The sequence below is a fragment of the Prevotella sp. HJM029 genome, from assembly GCF_000599605.1.
In the GTDB taxonomy this organism is placed as follows: domain Bacteria; phylum Bacteroidota; class Bacteroidia; order Bacteroidales; family Bacteroidaceae; genus Prevotella.
The window spans coordinates 1-18505 of record NZ_KK082669.1; the positions used below are offsets into that span (position 1 = coordinate 1).

Annotated in this window: 20 protein-coding genes; 4 read left to right on the forward strand and 16 right to left on the reverse strand. The window is 44.8% G+C overall.

Annotated features, from left to right (window positions below; all coding sequences use genetic code 11):
• The 13 genes from X919_RS15225 to X919_RS0110235 form a co-directional block, all read right to left on the reverse strand.
• Nucleotides 1–192: hypothetical protein (locus X919_RS15225; RefSeq protein WP_036917849.1), on the reverse strand; the 192-nt coding region annotated here is incomplete at its 3' end.
• Between the two features lie 468 nt (nucleotides 193–660).
• Nucleotides 661–1029 (reverse strand): hypothetical protein, encoded by a 369-nt coding sequence (locus X919_RS0110180; protein ID WP_013264841.1) that lies wholly within the window; start codon nucleotides 1027–1029, stop codon nucleotides 661–663.
• Nucleotides 1030–2112: 1083 nt separating this feature from the next.
• Nucleotides 2113–2328 carry a hypothetical protein gene (locus tag X919_RS0110185; RefSeq protein WP_013264015.1) on the reverse strand — a complete coding sequence of 72 codons (216 nt, stop codon included), beginning with the start codon at nucleotides 2326–2328 and terminating at the stop codon, nucleotides 2113–2115.
• A 53-nt stretch (nucleotides 2329–2381) separates the two neighbouring features.
• On the reverse strand, nucleotides 2382–2603 hold the full coding sequence (locus X919_RS0110190; protein WP_013264447.1) for a hypothetical protein: 222 nt from the start codon (nucleotides 2601–2603) through the stop codon (nucleotides 2382–2384).
• Nucleotides 2604–2607: 4 nt separating this feature from the next.
• The gene (locus X919_RS0110195; RefSeq protein ID WP_028900030.1) at nucleotides 2608–3087 is read right to left on the reverse strand and encodes a BTB/POZ domain-containing protein; all 480 of its coding nucleotides are present in this window, start codon (nucleotides 3085–3087) and stop codon (nucleotides 2608–2610) included.
• Between the two features lie 371 nt (nucleotides 3088–3458).
• Nucleotides 3459–3962 carry a hypothetical protein gene (locus X919_RS0110200; protein WP_028900031.1) on the reverse strand — a complete coding sequence of 168 codons (504 nt, stop codon included), beginning with the start codon at nucleotides 3960–3962 and terminating at the stop codon, nucleotides 3459–3461.
• Nucleotides 3963–3975: 13 nt separating this feature from the next.
• Nucleotides 3976–4773, reverse strand: coding sequence for a topoisomerase C-terminal repeat-containing protein (locus tag X919_RS0110205; RefSeq protein ID WP_013264795.1), 798 nt, complete (start codon nucleotides 4771–4773; stop codon nucleotides 3976–3978).
• A gap of 124 nt (nucleotides 4774–4897) precedes the next feature.
• Nucleotides 4898–5620 (reverse strand): hypothetical protein, encoded by a 723-nt coding sequence (locus X919_RS0110210; protein ID WP_028900032.1) that lies wholly within the window; start codon nucleotides 5618–5620, stop codon nucleotides 4898–4900.
• Nucleotides 5617–6816 carry a toprim domain-containing protein gene (locus X919_RS0110215; protein WP_013264375.1) on the reverse strand — a complete coding sequence of 400 codons (1200 nt, stop codon included), beginning with the start codon at nucleotides 6814–6816 and terminating at the stop codon, nucleotides 5617–5619. The genes X919_RS0110210 and X919_RS0110215 overlap by 4 nt, the downstream gene beginning before the upstream one ends.
• A gap of 23 nt (nucleotides 6817–6839) precedes the next feature.
• Nucleotides 6840–8159, reverse strand: coding sequence for an ArdC family protein (locus X919_RS0110220; RefSeq protein ID WP_028900033.1), 1320 nt, complete (start codon nucleotides 8157–8159; stop codon nucleotides 6840–6842).
• Nucleotides 8140–8367 (reverse strand): hypothetical protein, encoded by a 228-nt coding sequence (locus X919_RS0110225; protein WP_028900034.1) that lies wholly within the window; start codon nucleotides 8365–8367, stop codon nucleotides 8140–8142. The genes X919_RS0110220 and X919_RS0110225 overlap by 20 nt, the downstream gene beginning before the upstream one ends.
• A 53-nt stretch (nucleotides 8368–8420) precedes the next feature.
• On the reverse strand, nucleotides 8421–10208 hold the full coding sequence (locus tag X919_RS0110230) for a MutS N-terminal domain-containing protein (protein ID WP_028900035.1): 1788 nt from the start codon (nucleotides 10206–10208) through the stop codon (nucleotides 8421–8423).
• A gap of 159 nt (nucleotides 10209–10367) precedes the next feature.
• Nucleotides 10368–11135: a DUF4099 domain-containing protein gene (locus tag X919_RS0110235; RefSeq protein WP_028900036.1), complete on the reverse strand. Its 768-nt coding sequence runs from the start codon at nucleotides 11133–11135 to the stop codon at nucleotides 10368–10370.
• A gap of 89 nt (nucleotides 11136–11224) precedes the next feature.
• Between X919_RS0110235 and X919_RS0110240 the strand changes: the two genes are divergently transcribed.
• Nucleotides 11225–12277 carry a peptidoglycan DD-metalloendopeptidase family protein gene (locus X919_RS0110240; RefSeq protein ID WP_028900037.1) on the forward strand — a complete coding sequence of 351 codons (1053 nt, stop codon included), beginning with the start codon at nucleotides 11225–11227 and terminating at the stop codon, nucleotides 12275–12277.
• Nucleotides 12278–12280: 3 nt separating this feature from the next.
• Here X919_RS0110240 and X919_RS15685 read toward each other — a convergent pair whose 3' ends face one another.
• Entirely contained in the window at nucleotides 12281–12730 is a 450-nt protein-coding gene (locus X919_RS15685) for a hypothetical protein (RefSeq protein WP_028900038.1), read from the reverse strand.
• Nucleotides 12727–13299: a hypothetical protein gene (locus tag X919_RS15690; protein ID WP_028900039.1), complete on the reverse strand. Its 573-nt coding sequence runs from the start codon at nucleotides 13297–13299 to the stop codon at nucleotides 12727–12729. The genes X919_RS15685 and X919_RS15690 overlap by 4 nt, the downstream gene beginning before the upstream one ends.
• 159 nt (nucleotides 13300–13458) lie before the next feature.
• On the opposite strand from X919_RS15690, the gene X919_RS0110255 reads away from it, so the two are divergent.
• Nucleotides 13459–13668, forward strand: a complete 210-nt coding sequence (locus X919_RS0110255; protein ID WP_028900040.1) for a helix-turn-helix transcriptional regulator — start codon at nucleotides 13459–13461, stop codon at nucleotides 13666–13668.
• Nucleotides 13669–13707: 39 nt separating this feature from the next.
• The gene (locus X919_RS0110260; RefSeq protein ID WP_028900041.1) at nucleotides 13708–17307 is read left to right on the forward strand and encodes an ATP-dependent DNA helicase; all 3600 of its coding nucleotides are present in this window, start codon (nucleotides 13708–13710) and stop codon (nucleotides 17305–17307) included.
• A gap of 63 nt (nucleotides 17308–17370) precedes the next feature.
• On the opposite strand, the gene X919_RS0110265 is transcribed toward X919_RS0110260, so the two are convergent.
• Nucleotides 17371–18057, reverse strand: coding sequence for a DUF4468 domain-containing protein (locus X919_RS0110265; protein WP_036917858.1), 687 nt, complete (start codon nucleotides 18055–18057; stop codon nucleotides 17371–17373).
• Nucleotides 18058–18292: 235 nt separating this feature from the next.
• Between X919_RS0110265 and X919_RS15235 the strand changes: the two genes are divergently transcribed.
• Nucleotides 18293–18490 carry a helix-turn-helix transcriptional regulator gene (locus tag X919_RS15235; RefSeq protein ID WP_013265011.1) on the forward strand — a complete coding sequence of 66 codons (198 nt, stop codon included), beginning with the start codon at nucleotides 18293–18295 and terminating at the stop codon, nucleotides 18488–18490.
• The last annotated feature ends 15 nt before the right edge of the window (nucleotides 18491–18505 follow it).

Consider the following 18505-nt stretch of genomic DNA (forward strand, 5'->3'; position numbering starts at 1 on the left):
GGTATCAAGTTCGATGGTCATTTTAGACTTGGCATCCACAAAAGAATCCGATTTTCCATCAATGATGGAATGACCTCTTCCGTTCGCTCTTGAAACCATAGTTGCTTTTCTTTCACAACCAGCCGACATCAGCAGGATTACAATAATAGTGCTAAAGAATAGTAGATGGATATAGTTTAACTTTCTTCCCATAATTCACCTGTTTTAGTTTTAATATTGCAAATATAGTGAAAAATACATGAAAGTAAACACCCTTATGTTTGAAAAATATCGATGAAAAGCTTAATTAGCGTTCAATGGGTATCTTTTCGGCCTCCGAAAATGCTTGTCTTAATTGTCTTATATGTCTTGTCATTGATTATCAATGGGTTATATGCTGCTTGTTTTGTCTTGACTTGTCATCGCTTGTCTTAGAAAAGGGCTGAAGTGGAGAATCTTTCTAATTTAGTCAAATTAGATTAAGTCTTGTCCAATAATAAAGAATATTATATTACTGAATATCAACACTTTATGTGTTTATGACAAATAAGACAGAAAAGACAGCCAAAAAATATATGCCCTATGAAAAATAAAAAGGCGGAAGCTCCGCCTTTTCACTTAGCTGCACTCGGCAAAGTTGAAGTAAGCTCCCTTTGCTCTCGTTTGCAAAGTCTTTTGTTACTACTCTTCATATAGCCTTGACAGAAAGTCCTGTAGCCGCCTATCCTGTATCTCGGCAAGTGGGCATGGCTTAAAGTTCAGCACCTGCCTAATGCGCAACGTGCCCAGACCATACCGTGAGCCATCCACCGTGATGCCTTCCATCTCCTTCACAGAGGCGTAGCCATACTCCGTTTCAGCCATGCCGACGACGATACTGAATAAAGTGAAGTCATCGCCTTCTGGCTGTCCCTCCAGTACATACCAGCGGATGAGTCCAATCTCGAATACACAGACACAAGTAGCGTCCTTTTGCTTCCCATCCTGAGAATAAAGGGGGAAGTCCTTCAGCTGTTCGGCGAGTTCTGCCGTCATCAAACGATTTGCCATATAAAAAGCTATTGTGGAGCAGTGGTGAGCCACCCCGTTACCTTGATTTCGATTCTTTTCCCTCCTGTGAAGTCTAACGACTTCTTCGGGGAAACGATTTTCGAGCAAATAAGTCGCTATTGGACGACACATTCAACGGCAAGGAATTTTTCAAGTTTTTATTAGCTTACCACAACCAAACTAAGAACGGCCATTAAAAACCTGAAAAATAAGGCACTGGTACTTGACCAGAAGGTGCCAATAGCGAACTTCGCGAAGGAAATGGATGACCACCGAAGAAGGTTTATTTCTCACAGCAAAACGAGTGCGCAATGGCAGGTAATGAGTTGAAGAGAGCCGAAAATAGAATGGAAGAACTGCATGCAATGATGCGGACCTTCTTGCTGCAAGTCTGAAATAGAATGTGGTGTCTTCAACTCATCACTGGCCTTGCTGCGCACGGAATGACCTAACCTCTCTCCCTTGTCATTCTTCGTCCCTGAAGAATGATGGAAGCGGTATCGCAATGATTGCTGCTCTATGCGCAATGAATGGAGATACGGCCTTCAGGGAAATGGGCACAAAGCAGTTAGGTAAAACCTGTAAAGATAGTCAGTTTATCGTCAGTGCAACGAAAAAGTGAGTTACACCGACAATAAACTGGCGTTACACTGGATAGAGCGTGCGATATGGTGTGCATAGGCATGGAGCAGGAAGTAAGATAGGCGGAGCCGTGAAGTGGTCATGGGCGATAAGTCCTTGACAAGTGAAACAGCGGTAGCCTATCCTTCCTGCCCCCATTGCCCATGCACTCCATTCAGCACAAAACAACCTAACCGCTCTCCCTTGTCGCTCTACGTTCCGGCGGAGCGATGAAAGCGGTGTGGAGCCATCACGATCATTTATGGCGTGATAGCGAGATACGGCTTTCAGGGAAATAAAGTACTCCCAACGAATTGTCTTGTTTTCTGCGTCAAAAACAAGACTTTTTATCTCTGTTATTCATCCTTCCGATGGGCAATTCCCTCCCAAGCAGGCAGCGAACTGTGACCGCTGCCCGACTTTGAAAGCCGGGCATACCAGCCTGATATGCCCAGCCGTACCTTACTTCTCCCTGCTTATTCTGGCCACCTGCTTATAAGGGTGGTTACAGAAATTCCAGTCTATCTCATTGTCTGGCAGCGTGGTTTGTATGCCACTGTCCATGACCATGCCACAATGCTTTAGTATTTTATCCTTGGCTTCCTCCCTGCTTTCAGCTTCTACCTTGAAAGTACCCTCGAAGATGTATCGAGCCGTTACACTATACGTTTTCTTCATTGTAACTTGCTTTTGTGGAGTATGCCGATAGCTCGGCACACTCCTGGTTCTACTTAGTCAAACATCGTATTGACGTGGGTCTCAAACTCGTCATCGGAGTAGTTATAGAAAATATCGTCCTCCACATATCCGTAAAACAGATTGTCCACCGATGGATAGTCGCCCCTCCACTTGTCGCACACACTACAAGGTGCAAACAGGGCATCGCCCAACTGCGCATTGCAAATCTCCCTTGCATCAACGCCCTCTATCGAAAAAATACTGATATTCTCCATACGCTTAAAAATGAAAATCAATGATACCACCGATATAAAGCTCGTCGCCTTCCGTCAGATGCTCCACCATGCGCATCAACTCCACCGACTTCTCCGCAAAGGTCTGATAGTCGTCATTGCAAAGGTAGAAGTGTGCTGCGGTATCGAGTGGGTTCTGTAATTCGTTTTCCAGCCGGTACACCTCACCGCAAAAGTTCATCACGTTTTCCATGTTCACCTTTGCAGCCCTTATCTGAATACGCTCCACCCACTCACGTTTCCACTGCTCAAAACCACCTTGATACACCAACGTCGTTTCATCTTTGAGGTGAAACATACCCAATGGCAGTATGTCATCTACGAGCGAGCAAACGGCTCTCTTCCGCTCTTCCTCCGATATGGTGGCACAGTAGTCGTAATCGCTGCCATCACCCTGCAACAAGGTATCTTCACAAAGATAGCCCTCGATGCGTTCTTCCGATAATTGAAAAATCCATGCGTGCATAACTTATAATTTTATGAGGTTAAACTTAATCTTTTCCCTTTTGTGAAGTCTTCAGACTTCTTGCAGGTACTTAATTTTCGAGCAAAACAGGACGGTATAAGCGGGAAAGATAAGGCAAGTAATGCACAGAAAATCGACGGAATACCCCAATCTATGATTGTTGGGAAGGCTGCCGTCTATTTTCCTGCGCATAGCCGTAGCGGTACTTGCCGTTCTTTCCTATGCCGTAACTTTGCAAAGAAAATGAGCACATGTAGCAAGGAGGCAACTGCAAACATGGAAATGATACACAAAAAATGGAGACTGTCTCACGACAATCTCCACCTAAACAAAAGAGAATTAACCCAATTCAACCAAAAATGCCAATATCTTTATGGTAGCGGTAACTCAAACGTCCTTACTACCGCCTTGCCGTCCATGCTAATGAAGAACCACCGCTCAGCATTGTACTTCATGCCATGATGTGTTACCGCCTGATAGTCGATCTTCACTTTCCAGCCCGTCCATTCCTTCCTGTCAGTTGCCTGGCTAAGCATTTGCCTGATGTCCGAGTTGGCACGCATCTGCCTTTCAGCGAGATCCATCACGTAGAAGTCGTTGATGTCCAGCGACTGCATATTGTCAGTTCGCCTCATGATGCTGTCCGTTACCGATTTCATGATACGGACGATGCCTGCCTTCTCCTTTTGCGAGAAGTAGCTGAATCCAAACGCCGAGTCTGGTTCTGATATAGCCATCACCTGTAACTGCTTAGGATATTCCACCGACTGTTTCAGATTCTCCACTACCAACTGCTTCAACGCATGACGTTTATTCGTACAACCAGTGAGGCATAACAATGCCACCACTAAATATATAATACTTTGTCTTTTCATCATCAATAACTAATTAAATCATGATTATTCTGTCCTTTTCAGGCGTTAGCTGCAGACGCTTGTAGTACACCGTACCGTCTTCCTTGTAGAACTCAATGCTGTCCCTCGTCACGCCCTGCTCACATATCTGCTTCACCTCCTCCACCGACACGGCATGACCGCTGATGTTACGCCAGATGGAGAACTTGCAGGGATGTTCGGTATTGCGGTAATTGGCACAGTTGTATGCCTTCAGCCCTACATGCAGGTCTCCCCCGCAATGCGGACACTTTGCGATGCGCGATTCCAGCTTCACCTTGCCCTCGGCTATCGACAGCGACGAGGCAAACATCTTCCACTCATTCGAGGCAAAGCCCTCCAAAGCGATATGCTTGCCATTCAAGAACGCCACGGCATCCTGCTCCGTGATCCTGCGGTTGCAGATGATGCCCGGAATCATGAAATCGCATGACGGATGCTCTCCGATGGAGTTCTCACACCGGTAGCCTTTCGAGGTCTTGCGAATCCTGCCTCCGCAGAGAGGACATACGCCGTCGATGTAATGCACACCCGACGAGACCTCTACCTTTCCATTACGGATGACGAGAGCCGCCTTGAAATGCTGGCCGTCCCTGTTCTGTAACTGCAACGGATTGGTATGGCCATGCTTGACAAGCTGCGCAACCAGTTCCTCTGTCATTTCCAGATTAAACACACGATTAGGGATAACGAACCCGCAGGACTGCTCACTGCACTTCCACTCCTGTTCGTTATGTACCATTGTGCCCCTGCCACACACGGGGCAGGTCTGTAAATTGTCAGTATCACTCATTTTGTTATTTCTTTACGTTATATGTTACTCTATCTTTGGCAACCCTCCGTTTGCACCGCTCCTCCTCGAAATAACAAAGTGTAGCGAGTGCAAAAGTACAGAAAATTGCCCATATTCAGGCCTGTCAGATGTATTTCCACTCATAGACCAGTCCATCCACAATCGCCTTCCCCGACATCATCGTGGCCCAGCCTTCTGGATCAAGCCCGAACCAAAGGTCATTCCACGAGTACGTCCTTACCTGCCATGCCAGCAACCAAAGGTCAGTATTGATGGTCTCCAGTTTCGTTACCACCTCATTGGCAATGTAATACCGTTCCGCCGAAGAGAGCAAGTTTACCTTATGCTTCTCATTGATGGGCTTGCCCGTGGCATCATAGCCACTCACGTTGTATGTGCCGCTTGTCACCAGCTGCTTCATGAACGGATAGAGCGAAGCCATCTGCGTGGCAGCGTCCGTCAGCTCATCAGACACCAACAACGCAATGGCCGTTCCTTTCAGACGACCGGGCAGCGACTGGCGTAATAGGCTCATGTTTCGGGGTATTTCTACCGTCGTCAATTCCGCTGCCCGCTTAATCTGATAGAGGTTCTGCATCGCACCCTGTGCATTGGAAAGATACTCCAGCATCTTGTCCTCTACCTTGTGCATCCTGTCCATGGCTACCGTGACCGCCGTTTCCGCTGCAATGATTTTCTTCTGCGTCTTCTCGCGGTCTTTGAAAATCTTTTTCAGCATCTCGCTCTGCGCTACCACGGCGCCCGTCAGCGTCGGATCCGTCTGCTGTGCCAGCATTGGGCAGAAGGCCAAGCCTCCAACCATCATTGTCACAAGAATTCGTTTCATAAGCCTACTCCTTTCTCTCGGCGGTCGGCCAGATTTCGGTCCCTTGCAAACTTGTTTTTTACCGCCACAACTTCCAACTGTTTACCCATCAACTGGTCGTTCCAGTCTTTGTAGTTTGCGGCAGTCTTCCATTCACCCACGTTATAGCGGATATGGATGTGCTTGCGAAGCTCACGGATCGACAACTGGTCGTTAGGAATGGCAAAGCTCCTATCACCAATGGTAATCTTTACCTCGCTATCTTCCTTATGTATATTCATGCGAATACCCTCCAACAGGGCAGCCATACGGATGCCATAGATGCGCCCAGCAAGGTCATTGTCGAAACAGTCCATCGCCTTGGCTTCAGGGTAATGCGACATGATGCCTTTGACTTGTCCGTCAGAGAATGTACCGCCCAGCGACACGAATACCGAATGAGCAGCATCCAAGCGAAGGTGATTCAGCTGATAGAACGCCATGATGTCGTAGGCACTCTCTGCAAAATACACATTTCGGATGTCCGCTGGATTACCACCTCTTGACAGGTCAGCAATCCATGCGCCTGTTGTCGAGTTGGTACCAGCTGCTTTACTTTTGAATGAGCCGAAGCCACGGATTTCATAGCCTACCACCTTGTCCTTGCCAGCCTCCGTATAAGAGAAACCGATGTTGAACTGCTTGTAGGTGGTATGGCAGCTGTCCCTTATCTGCTTGATGAATGGAGCGAAGACACCCACCGTCTCCTCTTTGATGCCACGTTGGGCAAAGAATGCCATCACCTCAGACAAATCACGGCCTATCTCCTTCACTTCGTAGCGTTTCGGATCGAACACACGGTTGTCGCTATATCCGGCTTTTGTGAGATACTGGCTATCACCATAGTCGGGAATTGGCTCGTTGGCAAAGCGTGCCATCACCTTACCGATGATTTCCCACTCGTTCCTGCCGGACTCGTGGAAGCTGTTAAGATTCTCACGAATCAACGACACCACATCGCCGCCCTTCGCCCCGTTACGACGAAAATAGGTCTGTGAAGCCTTCTCCTTCGGATTCTTGATGATGAGCTTGTCCTTATGCCCCGTGGTGTCAGGCAGCACCATTTCGATATATCTGCCCACACCCGCCGAGCGGTCGAGGCGATACCCCAGGTAATAGGCAATGTCATCCACGCCGACCTTGGCTTTCAGGTCTTTGAAGTTTACGGTCTGTTTCATAACTATCTACAAGTATAAAGAGGTTAGATTTTCATACCATGCGAGCGTCGCTGTCCTTGTGAGAGGATTATATCGCCATAGCTTTTTTCCAGCGTATGGGAGAGCAGACGGGCCTTCTCCGCTTCCTCCGAGAGAGAAAAATAGAGGATGCCCACATTTCGGTCAATTGGTTTGATGCCCAAATCCTTGCCTTGGAACGAGGCACGCACCGCATAGTCGCCGTCATTCTGCTTGATGATCGAAGCGTTCTCAAAGACAATCTTGTCCTTGGCGGTATCGGCAGAAAGGTTCCTATTCTTGTCGAGCAAAGGCTCTTCGCCCAACGCCATCTTCTGCTTGTCCACCTCTTCCAGTACCATGTTGGCAGCCTTGTTCACGTCAGCAATCACCGACACGATGAACTTAGGATTCTCTTTGAGGGTAGAGATCCAGCCATCGAGGTAGGCCGCATTGTTGTCCAGTATGCGCTTGTCAAAGCCCATTGAGTTGCCCACCATCGCCGCCGTCAGCTCAGCTACCAGTTCCTCCTTGGCATACATTGCGTCTCCGAACTTCTCATGGCTGCCCCTGTTCAGCCGAGGTTCCGTACCCGTGGAGTGAGCCATCTCGTGCAAGGCCGTGGAGTAGTATTCCATACCGTCCTTGTACACTTCCTCCGGTGTCTTGCCGATATTGAACTGTTCTTTCCTTGGAATGACGATGATGTCCTTGGAGGGAGAAAAGTATGCACCGGGTACCTGCTTGTCATATTGGATAGGACAAATCCACTCCTGTTTCTCAAACATACGGTCGAGTGCCTTGCTTGTAAACATCCCCTCTGCATCACGCAGTTCAGGCGGTGCAAATAGCTTTTTGAGTGCTTCCACCTTATCAGGCTTCACCTCAGCCAGATTGGTCTGATCAACATTGAACACATTGTAGGCCTTTAGGAATGGAATGGTCTGCACCTGCATCCGCTCCGCAAGGCTCATCTTGCGGTAGGTGTCTTTGGTGATTTTGCGTCCGTCCTTGTCCCTTGCCATGATGTCCCAGTAGAGCACCGGCATGGCCGACTCGCCCTTCTTGACATACGCTCCCAAGTCATTGGTTTGCTTGAAGGTGAGATACACGGGCATTGAGTAGCCACGGAGAGCCGTGTCCAGTTGGAGGAAGAAAGAGTTACTTCCCGAATATCCACGCCCGGACACATTCTGAGGCATGGCACTGGGAGCGGTGGCACCGCCAATCCACCCCTTGTGCCAACCAACGGACTTCATCTGTTCCATGCGCCCAATCATCATCTCCGTGAACCTGTCCACGGCTTTCTGACCGAGCGTCTTTGTATCAGTTCCAGCTGTAGTTATAGTCGTCCTCCGCCAAGATTTGCTTGTCCTGCATACTCAGTTCCACCGACTCCATATAGAACTCCGCGGTATCTTCACTGGGATGGGTGTTGTGCTCTTTGCACCACTGCATGAAGCCGTCCGCATGCTCGCCTTCGAGCGTGAACTGCAACCACCCGATTCGTCTGTCCTGTTTGAGCTGGACCAGCTCTTCAAAACTATATGCCATTTTCTTTGATTTTATGTTATCTGTGTGTCATTCTAAAAAAAAACTTCCAAAGACTACATCTTCAGTCCATTGCTGATAGCCTGCTTCTGCCCCGATAGCATCTTGATGTCATCCGAGAGATACTTGGCTGCCAGCTGCTCACGAGTGGCGGTCTTGGCTTGGAAGAGAGAAAAGCCGTCGTCAAAGGAAATTGCTTTCTTGTCCGTGCGCCCATTTTCGCCCACGGCAGCCGAGATTTTCCATTTGCCGTCTATGTTGTCCTTCGCCACCCGGATGTCCTCCACCTTGATGTTGGCAGGAAGCTGATAAACCGAGTATGCCGATGCCAGATGCAGCCGTTCGCCGAAGTTCTTCTCCACAAGGGCAGCCGGTGTCGTCACACGGTCGAAGAATGCACTCTGGTCCGCCTTGGTCATCGGCACCGACATACGCTGGTCGCCCACCTGTGCGTAGAGCTTGTACTTGCCGTAGTCGGCACGCTGCTCGTCCTTCTCCTTATACACCGTCATCTTGTCGATGACCCTACCATCGGAAAGAATGTTGGCAGCCTTGTATTCCTCCACCGACACCTTGGGAGCCAACTTGGTAGGATAATACTTCTGCATCATGTCCTCCACCTTCGCCTCCCGTTTCTGGTAAGCAGCAATATCGACAGCATCCATCTTCATAGGGTTGAGCTGCTTGCCGTTGAGTTGAGCCACATAAAACCAGTCGGCAGGGTTCACCTTGGACTGGAAGGCATGGGCATGGGAAACTTTGTCGCCATTGACCGTTACCATCTGCGGCTCACGCGGCTGATGCTCCTGTTTGGCGGAAGCCGACTTGTCCACGTTCTTTCCTTCCTCTTTCTTTTCCTGCACTTTTGTTTCCTGTGCTTTTGTTTCCGTTTTTACCGATGTGGATTTCTCTACGCTTTGTTTCTTCTCCAGACTGTCCACGATGGCCACTCGAAGACCGGCACGGATGAGTTTTGGCAGGTTTGTGTCCAAAGCATGATGAGGGAATGTGACTTGCAGAGGGCCGTCCTCTGCCTTTGCCGGTTTTGTTGGCTTGATGGACAAGGTGTCAGCCACCTTGGAGGCATCAGCGTTCAGGGCCGTGTAGAAATCTCCCGTCCTGAAGAGCAGGACGGCATCAGGATGCTTCTCCTTCATGTTCTCGTACAGCTCTGCCAGCGTCTTTGACTTCGGGAGCTTCGCGGTTTTCTTTGCAGCTTTTTTCTCAGTCTGAGCCTTCGGCTCTTCCTTCGGGGTAGCTTGCTGCGGCACCTCTTCTTTTTTCTTGCTTGCCATATTGTTATCAATTAAAGGGTAAATATCAGACTTCCACTGGTTGGGTGTGAATTTATGCGTATCACCAAGTACCGCCATCAGCGTGTCCTGTCTGCCTATCGCTTCATAGGCTGACATTGCCGTATGCCCGGTGTCGAGTACATTATCAATGAGAATGGGTATCTTGTCTCTGGGCACCCTTCGGATGCGATAGAAGTAGAGCGGCACTTCATCGATCGAGCCATTGGCTTTCTTCACCAGATAAAGCGGCTCGTGGGTATTGCTTGCTAATGCGTCGATGACAGGTAGATGCAGTGCCTCGCTGATTTTCTCGGCAAGCGTTTTGGTGTAACCCGCCCTGCCCGTGCGGTTGGGAATGGGTACCAGTACCACCTGCTTGTCCTTAGGCATGACATTCCTGACGGCAGCCGTCATCATCGCTGCTGCCTTGGCAATGGCCATATCGTCCCCAGCCTTTACCTTTCGGGCAATGGGAGCAACCTTGGCATAGCCAGCCACGGAGCTGACGATGTAGTCGTAATCAAGATTTTTGTATTTCTTTCTACCCACCTTGCTTGTCGTGATATGCTTTAACGCTACGGTTCTACAACAGAAGAACTCGCCAACAAAGAAGAATGTTAAAGCACTCGCTGGCTCTTATGAAAGTGACAAGCCGGGAGCAGAATATTAAAGAATCCCTTGTTTGGGGAGGTTGGTTTTGGCCTTGTGCTATCGGATCAAGCCTGTACGCTGCTTCTTTTCGATAGACTCTGATGGGTTGTTGACCATGGCCTGGCGTTCCACCACTTTCTGGTATTCCCAGCGGTTTTCGTCGGTCATCACATAACCCATAAAATCCTTGCGGGCATCATCGTAGCGCATCTGCTGGAGCCGTTCCCACTCTTTCATGTCGCCATCGACAACCTTGAAGCCCTGTGGCTCTCGCAAGTCAACGCCCACCGTTACCTTGGTGTCGCCAATGGAAAGCTCGATGGGCTTCCCTTCCTGAAGTGTCTCCTTCTGGTTGGCCCCCAAGTCAATGTCTTTCACCTTATCCCGTGTTTGCAGCTCCACTTCGATAGGCACGCTTGCCACGTCACGGTGCATGAGCGAGTTGGTTTCCTTGTCCAACTGGATAAATCTTACTTTCCTTTCTCCCTCCACGTCCACCTCCTTACGGATCACTTTGCCTGACTGCACACGCAGAAGTTCATTCTGGCTGAGGTTCAGTTCGTTGGCAATCTCCTTGCGAAGCGGATAGGTCATCAGAATTACCTGTTCGCGTTCATCAAGCATCAGCTGGGCTTTGAGCGGTAACTGTATCACCTTGCCATTTGATGTTCCCATGTTGGCCACGAAAACAGGCGTTATCTCTCCACGAAGCAGCGGAACTTGCAGACCATCAGGCATCAACTCCAGTTTTTCCCTGTCGATACCCAACTGCATCAGTTTCTCTAAGACAGCTCCCTGAGCTTGAAAAGTCATCACATCTTCCATACGTTGAATGTTTATCGGTAAATTTGTCGTGAGAAGTCTTGCACATTCACTTCTCACCGAACAAAATTATCAAAAAGCAAGATGATAAGATGAGACGATACAGATTATTTCTATTGGTTTTTGCCACCATGATTATCAGCATGAAGATGGCAGCGCAGTTTTATACTCTCCGTCCGGAGGTAGTTCGCAAACAGGTAAAGGTTGGAATACAAGTAATTACAAAGCAAAAGAAGGACAGCGTAGGCGCAAAACAACCTGATGTGACCTTCCAAACAGGTCGTGGCTTGGAAATCACCATTGAGAAGGACGTACCACTGTTTGTCAATGTGAAGGACTCCTTGCTTTTCAATCTGATCAGCCAGCGCATGAATGTCTGCCTTCCGCTCGACTTCCTGAAACTCAACTCAGCTTTCGGCTATCGCAAAGACCCTGTAAGTAGATGTGCGGCTTTCCATGACGGCATAGACCTGCAATGCAACCATGCACGAGTCTATGCGATGCTGCCCGGTATCATCAAGGAGGTACATTTCGGGAACAGAGGCTATGGCAACTATGTCGTTTTGGAACATGGCATCTTTGAATGTCTTTATGGCCATCTTGACCAGATAACCGTAAGAGTTGGCGATGCCGTTTCGGCAGGAACCATCGTGGGAATATCAGGTAACACAGGCAAAAGCACCGGCCCGCATCTCCATATCAGAATCAGGAAAGGTGGGAAGAGTGTCGATCCCAATGTCTTCGTGGATTATCTTAACGGTTACATCACGCAGCTACAGGATAAGATGACATACGTCAGATTCGGGACAAAACCCGACAAAGAGTTGAACATCGAGAACCTGATGGCCGTCCTCCGACAGTATGATGTGAAATTCCCACAGATAGTAGCCGCACAAGCCCTGCTTGAAACAGGCTATTTCACGTCCAGAGTATGCTTAGAGAACAACAACCTCTTCGGGCTTCGCCGTCCCAGTAACGGTAGCTACTACACCTTCAACTCATGGGAAGAGAGTGTAAAAGCCTACAAAGACTATGTGCAGTACAAATATAAAGGTGGTAACTACTACGACTTCCTGAATAGGATTGGGTATGCGGAAGATGGCAGTTATATCTCAAAGGTGATGAGCCTTGAAAAGAGCCTATAAATACTAATCGAGGAAGTGAAAACGCTCAGAATAAATAGCTTCCTCGAAAGATATTTCTCCAGCTTGTTCTGCTTCAGATTTCTGTAAGTGATGGATATTATAATTCTTTCCATCCTCACTATACAATTGAAAACGATTAAGTAATATATGACTTCGGTACACATAGAACCATCCGTCATCCAAATAGATTCCATATCGATTATCCCAATCGGTATAGTGAGATTTCATAATTTTATCTTTTAGGGAGACAGAAAAGTTCAGCAACGACATCCGAATCTTCATGTCTTCCCAATGATGCAGTTCTACATTTGTGAGCGCACTGTTCTTGGGAAAGGATAATCTCCGTTCGTCAATCTCTCTGAACTTCTCAAACTCTGTGCGGTATGTAGATAAAATAGCCTTTGGTATCTGAATAGGAAAGAACCAATTTTCCGAATATTTCTGTTTAATCATTCCATATTCACACCCGTACATGGCGCTTCTGCTAAAGCACCGGTTAAAAAAGCAAGCAAATGTTTATTACCATAGTAATCATACATAGCCATTGTGAAGGGCAGAAGTATAGTCCCAACTCTTCTTGAAACATTGCCGAGCATGGAATATGTACCCACCAAAATCATTAGAAGATAAGGAATCAACCCAATTAACAATATCCTGTACACTCCTTCTATTGCCTGTGCTTTAGAAGCACCATGACGTAACCTTGAGATAATATCTCCAATAACAGTTATCAGATACTGATCTCTCTTTGAAAAACTATCCATTAGAGGCTCATACGAAAAATCGTTGAAAAAATCCTTCCAACCCACCAACACAGATAGAACAAGTAAATAACCTGTTCCTGATAATCTCTCATATTCTGACTTTTCATCGAGTATAGATGAAGGGGCATTGATAAAAGACAATAACAGCTGACTGCACACTGATAAATTCGCTTCTTCACTAATGAGATTAGAGTAGAACTTATCCGTATGATGTTCCCACGTCCTTGCCGATAAATCAGCTATTATTGCACCTTTCATAAGCTACTTTATCATGTTTATAAGGCAAAAATACGAAAAATCTATTAGCTATATCGTATAAATCAATGAAAAATACAGTCAACCATGAATTAATGGCACAATCATCTAACAATATGACAGAATTTTTATAAATTTGCGTCTAACATCAATTTTTGACAAATGGAAAAGATTAATAGAATTAAAGGCGCACTTGCTGATGTTGGTCAAACTGGTAAATGGTTGGCAGAACAATTAGGAAAAGATCCTGCAACTGTATCGAAGTGGTGTACTAATAGTTCACAGCCAGATCTACCGACACTCCATCAAATAGCAAAATTGCTTAAAATTGATATTCGAGAGCTCTTGGTTAAGACAATGACTAACAATTAATTTGAATTATCAACATAGTCGATATTTTTTAGAAAACAGATGAAACATATTTCTATCAGAGTACCATGGCATGATAAAAAATGGAATGGCTCGGTTTGTAACTGTCCAAAAAACAACCCATTTTGCATGATGCTCCATAATATATCAGAAAAAAAGGATATTGAAAAAGAACAAAGTCTTTCGGGCAAAACCTTCTTTGAACTTTCAAGCCAAGATATGCCAGCATGTATGACTGAAAATGGGGGCTTTATGAGTGAGAAGTCTTTTAATCGAACATTTACTCATGTTTATGCTTGGAATAAAAATAACCCACAGAGCAAATTGTTGCCAACAGAGATTTCATTGAATCCCTATAGTGTCTTTGGAATTCCTTTCAAGTATTTAAATAAGGACAGCCAAGAAGAATTAGACAAGAGGTACCCAAATTTGCCAAAAGATGAAGAGACGACTTTCCCTACAAGTTGGGTGTTTGGCAGAGAACGTCAATACGCCATTCTTAAAAAATTTTCATCAAATATTATCCCAGATTCCTCTATAGCTGTTTTTTATTGCAAAAATGGGAACCCCGTTGATGAGGACTGTTCTAGATTGATTGTAGGAATGGGAAACGTTAAAAGGGTTCATGAGATAAAGAGTTACGATTCAAAGGCTGAATATACATATCCTTTTTGGGATCTAATATTTGAGCATGGAATACGTCAAAATTTAGACAAATCTGAGGGTTTCCTTCTTCCATATCATGAATATTTAGATTTGGACGATGACTATATAAATAAAATCACAGGCAAGAAGAAGGAAGAAGTAGTCAGTGAAATAAAACTATCATTAGATAAACTTGGCAATAGCCAACGGATTTTCAATGAACTTTCCTATGGGTGTAATTATATAAGCAGCCATAGCATGCTCATTATTTTAGATGCTGCTAGAAAATGTTTAGAAAAAGTTATAGAACATAAGCTCGTAGGGGGGAATTGGAAAAAGCAGATTTTATGGATAGATGAGCAGATATCAAAAGTAAAGGATCTAATCGGTCCATTCCCTTCTTTTGCTGAATCTTTACGTGCGATAGGAGTAAATTATGCCTATATAATAGAACAGGATCTTCGTAATAATGGTTTTTGCAAATCAAAAGATAATCCTTGGTTAGCATTTGATCAATTAATGTCAGGAAAGATATCTCTGAAAGATATTGTATACGAATGTGAGTTGCCTTTGTATAAAGACACGTGGAAAAGCATTTCTGAAGAATCACGTAATGTATTATCACTCTTGTCTCGTTTTGAAATTACATCGGATATTATAGAGAAATGGTACGGGCACCCAGAAAAATATACAGAACTACTTGAGAATCCATATATCATAAGTGAAGATTGTAGTTTAGGCGAGGAGAATGTCGTCACCACAGAGATGATTGATCTTGGAGTCATTTCAGACCCTAACCTTCAGGGGCAGTGGACTCCTAAAAATCCTTCTCTTGTAGAAACAATGATTGATAAAAGAAGAATCCGTTCTTTGGTAGTTTATCAATTAAAGGCTGCTTTACAAAATGGCGACACCTTGTTGTCTGTCAATGAACTTGAAAGATCAATAAAGAACACGTTGTCCAGTGATAGCTTACAACTGCCGGTAAACTACCTACTGACAAACAGGGACTTTATGCAGACTATATTGACATATATAACTCCAGAAGACAAATATGGAGCAATACAACTCAAATATTATAGTAACGCAGAGGAATTTTTGAGGAAAAAGTTTAAAGCAAGAGCTTCAAAGTCTGTAAAAGTTCCCTTAAATGAAGATTGGGATTCGCTAGTTATCAACTCGATAGAAGGCTATGATGCTAAAAATGAGCGAAGTCGTTCCGCAGTAGAAGACCAGATAAGAGCCTTAAAAATGTTCAGTGACAAAAGATTGTCTGTTCTGACCGGTCCTGCCGGCACTGGTAAAACTACTGTAGTACAAGCCTTTTTAAGCTCCAAGCAGATAAAAGAAGAAGGCGTACTACTTTTAGCTCCTACGGGAAAAGCAAGGGTTCGGTTAGGAAAAATGGCAGAAAACATTCAAGCCTATACATTAGCGCAATTCCTATCTAGAAGAGGTTTCTTTAATTGGTCAAAGATGGAGGCTTTTGTTCCTGCCAACTTAGAAAATAAGAAGTATGCAAAAGCAAAAAATATTATTGTAGATGAATGCTCCATGCTTACATGCAATGACTTCTACGTTCTACTCAATGCTTTGGATCTAAAGTATGTACAACGAATCATATTTATTGGCGATCCATCTCAATTACCGCCTATTGGGCCGGGACGTACTTTTGCTGATTTATGTAACTTTCTTGATAATAATAATGAAAAAGCCATAACTCACCTCAAAACTGTTGTTAGAACTATTAGAACAGGAGACTCCGATATATTATCATTAGCTTCTTGGTTCTCCGGGGAAAAGCCGGCAAAGGATGCAGATCAAATATTTGAAAAAATAATCGATAAAAAATTAGATAAGGATTTATCCGTCTATACTTGGAATAACGAAAATGATTTGAAAGACAAACTACAGGAAGTTCTGGTTAAAGAGTTACCAAATCCAGAATTAGACTTGAAGGACAGAATCAAGGATTCTATTGGGATTACAGATTTGAACTTTGCCAAGACTAATCCTGATTGTGTCGAAAGATTCCAAGTTTTATCACCTGTTATAAACCCAGTATGGGGAACTTATCAGTTGAATACTAATTTTCAAGAATGGGTTGGAAATACTAACAGAAAACTTTCAGTTGAGATAGCGCCAAATTTCATCTTTTATGGTGATAAGGTAATTCAACTTCTTAATGAAAAAAGAAATAGTTATCCTTCTAAAGAAGAAAAGCAATTGTCAAATGGGCAAATTGGTTTTGTTTCCTATGCTAATAATAATGATAAAAGGGCATCCGTCGTTTTCGCAGGAATACCTAATGAGACATTTACGTACTTTCCATCGAAAACAGACGAGAAGGATTCTGTAATTGAATTAGCTTATGCTATTTCTATTCACAAGTCGCAAGGAAGTGATTTTGACTGTGTTTTAGTTGTTTTGCCAAAAGGAGGAAGGATTCTTTCGCGTGAGCTTATTTATACAGCACTAACAAGAGCCAAAAAGAAATTAATATTATTGGTACAAGATAGTATCTCATGGTTAATGGAATATACTAAACCTCAACAGTCAGTCTTGGCAAGAAGAAATTCCAATTTATTTAATTTTTCTGTTCGAGACAATATTGATAAGATTCCGTATGTTGAAGGCCTTATTCATACAACCGAAAGTGGACTTATTGTAAGGAGTAAGTCTGAAGTTATTATTGCTAATATGCTTTATGAACAAGGAATAAAATTTGAATATGAGAAATTACTGCAAGAAAATGGAAGAAGATGTATTCCTGATTTTACGTTCGAAGATGCATCTGGTGATACGATAATCTGGGAGCATCTAGGAATGCTTGACAACCCTGGTTATAGAGAATCTTGGGAAAGAAAATGTAAATTCTATGAGTCTATAGGATTTGTAAAAGGAGAAAACTTATTTACTACGAGGGACCATGAAGATGGAAGTATTCATTCAAACGAAATAAAAGAAGTAATAGATGAACTAAAAGACCTGATTTAAGTTGAGAGGTTAGCTCATAAAAAAAACATATAGTTCCTACAGTTATCAGCTGCAGGAACTTTTTTACCAGTTGTCATTTTCGTTGCCCACAAGCCCATGCTTGGCAGCTTCTTCAATCTTGTCGAGCAATACATTCGAGTAAGCGTAAGACATCACGAGCGCTTTGCTTGATGTTTTCTTGGCATGATGGACATCTTTCTCCGTGAACGGATAACACTTGTCAAGTACCCATTTCTCCTCAACCCTTGTAGGGATAGAGCCTGCAAGTGCCCCCATGATTCCACCTCCGGCAAGCACCGTCACGTCATAGTGGTCGATGGAGTAAGTTACCCTGATCTTACCTTCCTTGATATCCGCTCTAATCACAGGCTTGATACTCACATTGTAAGAGTTCGTTCCTCCTGCATGACCGGCGATGTCGGCCATATAGCCCGACGCGATGATGACACCACTCTCCTTGTCGTTCAACTTGATCACAGAGTTGGCATCGTTGAAGGTTGCGGTAAACCAGTAGTTAAGGTTCACGTACAGCTGCTCCGCTGACTGCCCGTCACACGAGATAACTTGCACGAAGGTCATTGCGTTGTTCTTGTCGAGTTCAATGCTCTTCGAGATGTTGGTGGCAGCTTCTGTCCACTTGTCGCCATACTTCTCCTTGACGTACTTCTCCAACTCATCTACACGCATAATCTGCGCATTCGCACACACGGTTGCCATAACAAAGGCAATCATTAACAGTGGTTTCTTCATAACCGATTAGTATTAAATGAGAACTATATTTGTTTCTGCTTGCAAAGTAAACACTCAACAGCGCAACCATTCTGCATCATTCCACAAAAAGTAGTCTTTCACGATGAGAGAGGAGGTTGTTTGGCGGTCAAAACAACAAAATGAAGGAAAATTCCACATTATCTATAATATGCAGAGGCTTCTCTCGGAAAATTTCATTATATTTGTGCCGTAAGCATTTTAATTCCTAAGCGACATGGCAAAAGACATCAATCGAATCAAGGTCGTGCTTGTTGAGCATAAGCGCACCAACAAGTGGCTTGCCGAACAGTTGGGCATTAACCCCACTACCGTTTCCAAGTGGTGTACCAACACGACCCAGCCCAACATCGAAACTTTGCTCCAGATAGCCAAACTCATCGATGTGGAGGTGCAGGAACTATTGATTAAATAGCCTCAATAGACTTCT

Excerpts from the sequence above, each read along its gene's own strand:
- X919_RS0110185 (WP_013264015.1), bottom strand. The coding sequence starts at position 2,328 with ATGAAGAAAACGTATAGTGTAACGGCTCGATACATCTTCGAGGGTACT.
- X919_RS0110255 (WP_028900040.1), top strand. The coding sequence starts at position 13,459 with ATGGAAAAGATTAATAGAATTAAAGGCGCACTTGCTGATGTTGGTCAA.
- X919_RS0110210 (WP_028900032.1), bottom strand. The coding sequence starts at position 5,620 with ATGAAACGAATTCTTGTGACAATGATGGTTGGAGGCTTGGCCTTCTGC.
- X919_RS0110265 (WP_036917858.1), bottom strand. The coding sequence starts at position 18,057 with ATGAAGAAACCACTGTTAATGATTGCCTTTGTTATGGCAACCGTGTGT.
- X919_RS0110200 (WP_028900031.1), bottom strand. The coding sequence starts at position 3,962 with ATGAAAAGACAAAGTATTATATATTTAGTGGTGGCATTGTTATGCCTC.
- X919_RS0110225 (WP_028900034.1), bottom strand. The coding sequence starts at position 8,367 with ATGGCATATAGTTTTGAAGAGCTGGTCCAGCTCAAACAGGACAGACGA.
- X919_RS0110215 (WP_013264375.1), bottom strand. The coding sequence starts at position 6,816 with ATGAAACAGACCGTAAACTTCAAAGACCTGAAAGCCAAGGTCGGCGTG.
- X919_RS15235 (WP_013265011.1), top strand. The coding sequence starts at position 18,293 with ATGGCAAAAGACATCAATCGAATCAAGGTCGTGCTTGTTGAGCATAAG.
- X919_RS0110235 (WP_028900036.1), bottom strand. The coding sequence starts at position 11,135 with ATGGAAGATGTGATGACTTTTCAAGCTCAGGGAGCTGTCTTAGAGAAA.
- X919_RS0110240 (WP_028900037.1), top strand. The coding sequence starts at position 11,225 with ATGAGACGATACAGATTATTTCTATTGGTTTTTGCCACCATGATTATC.
- X919_RS0110190 (WP_013264447.1), bottom strand. The coding sequence starts at position 2,603 with ATGGAGAATATCAGTATTTTTTCGATAGAGGGCGTTGATGCAAGGGAG.
- X919_RS0110260 (WP_028900041.1), top strand. The coding sequence starts at position 13,708 with ATGAAACATATTTCTATCAGAGTACCATGGCATGATAAAAAATGGAAT.
- X919_RS15685 (WP_028900038.1), bottom strand. The coding sequence starts at position 12,730 with ATGATTAAACAGAAATATTCGGAAAATTGGTTCTTTCCTATTCAGATA.
- X919_RS15690 (WP_028900039.1), bottom strand. The coding sequence starts at position 13,299 with ATGAAAGGTGCAATAATAGCTGATTTATCGGCAAGGACGTGGGAACAT.
- X919_RS0110195 (WP_028900030.1), bottom strand. The coding sequence starts at position 3,087 with ATGCACGCATGGATTTTTCAATTATCGGAAGAACGCATCGAGGGCTAT.
- X919_RS0110205 (WP_013264795.1), bottom strand. The coding sequence starts at position 4,773 with ATGAGTGATACTGACAATTTACAGACCTGCCCCGTGTGTGGCAGGGGC.
- X919_RS0110180 (WP_013264841.1), bottom strand. The coding sequence starts at position 1,029 with ATGGCAAATCGTTTGATGACGGCAGAACTCGCCGAACAGCTGAAGGAC.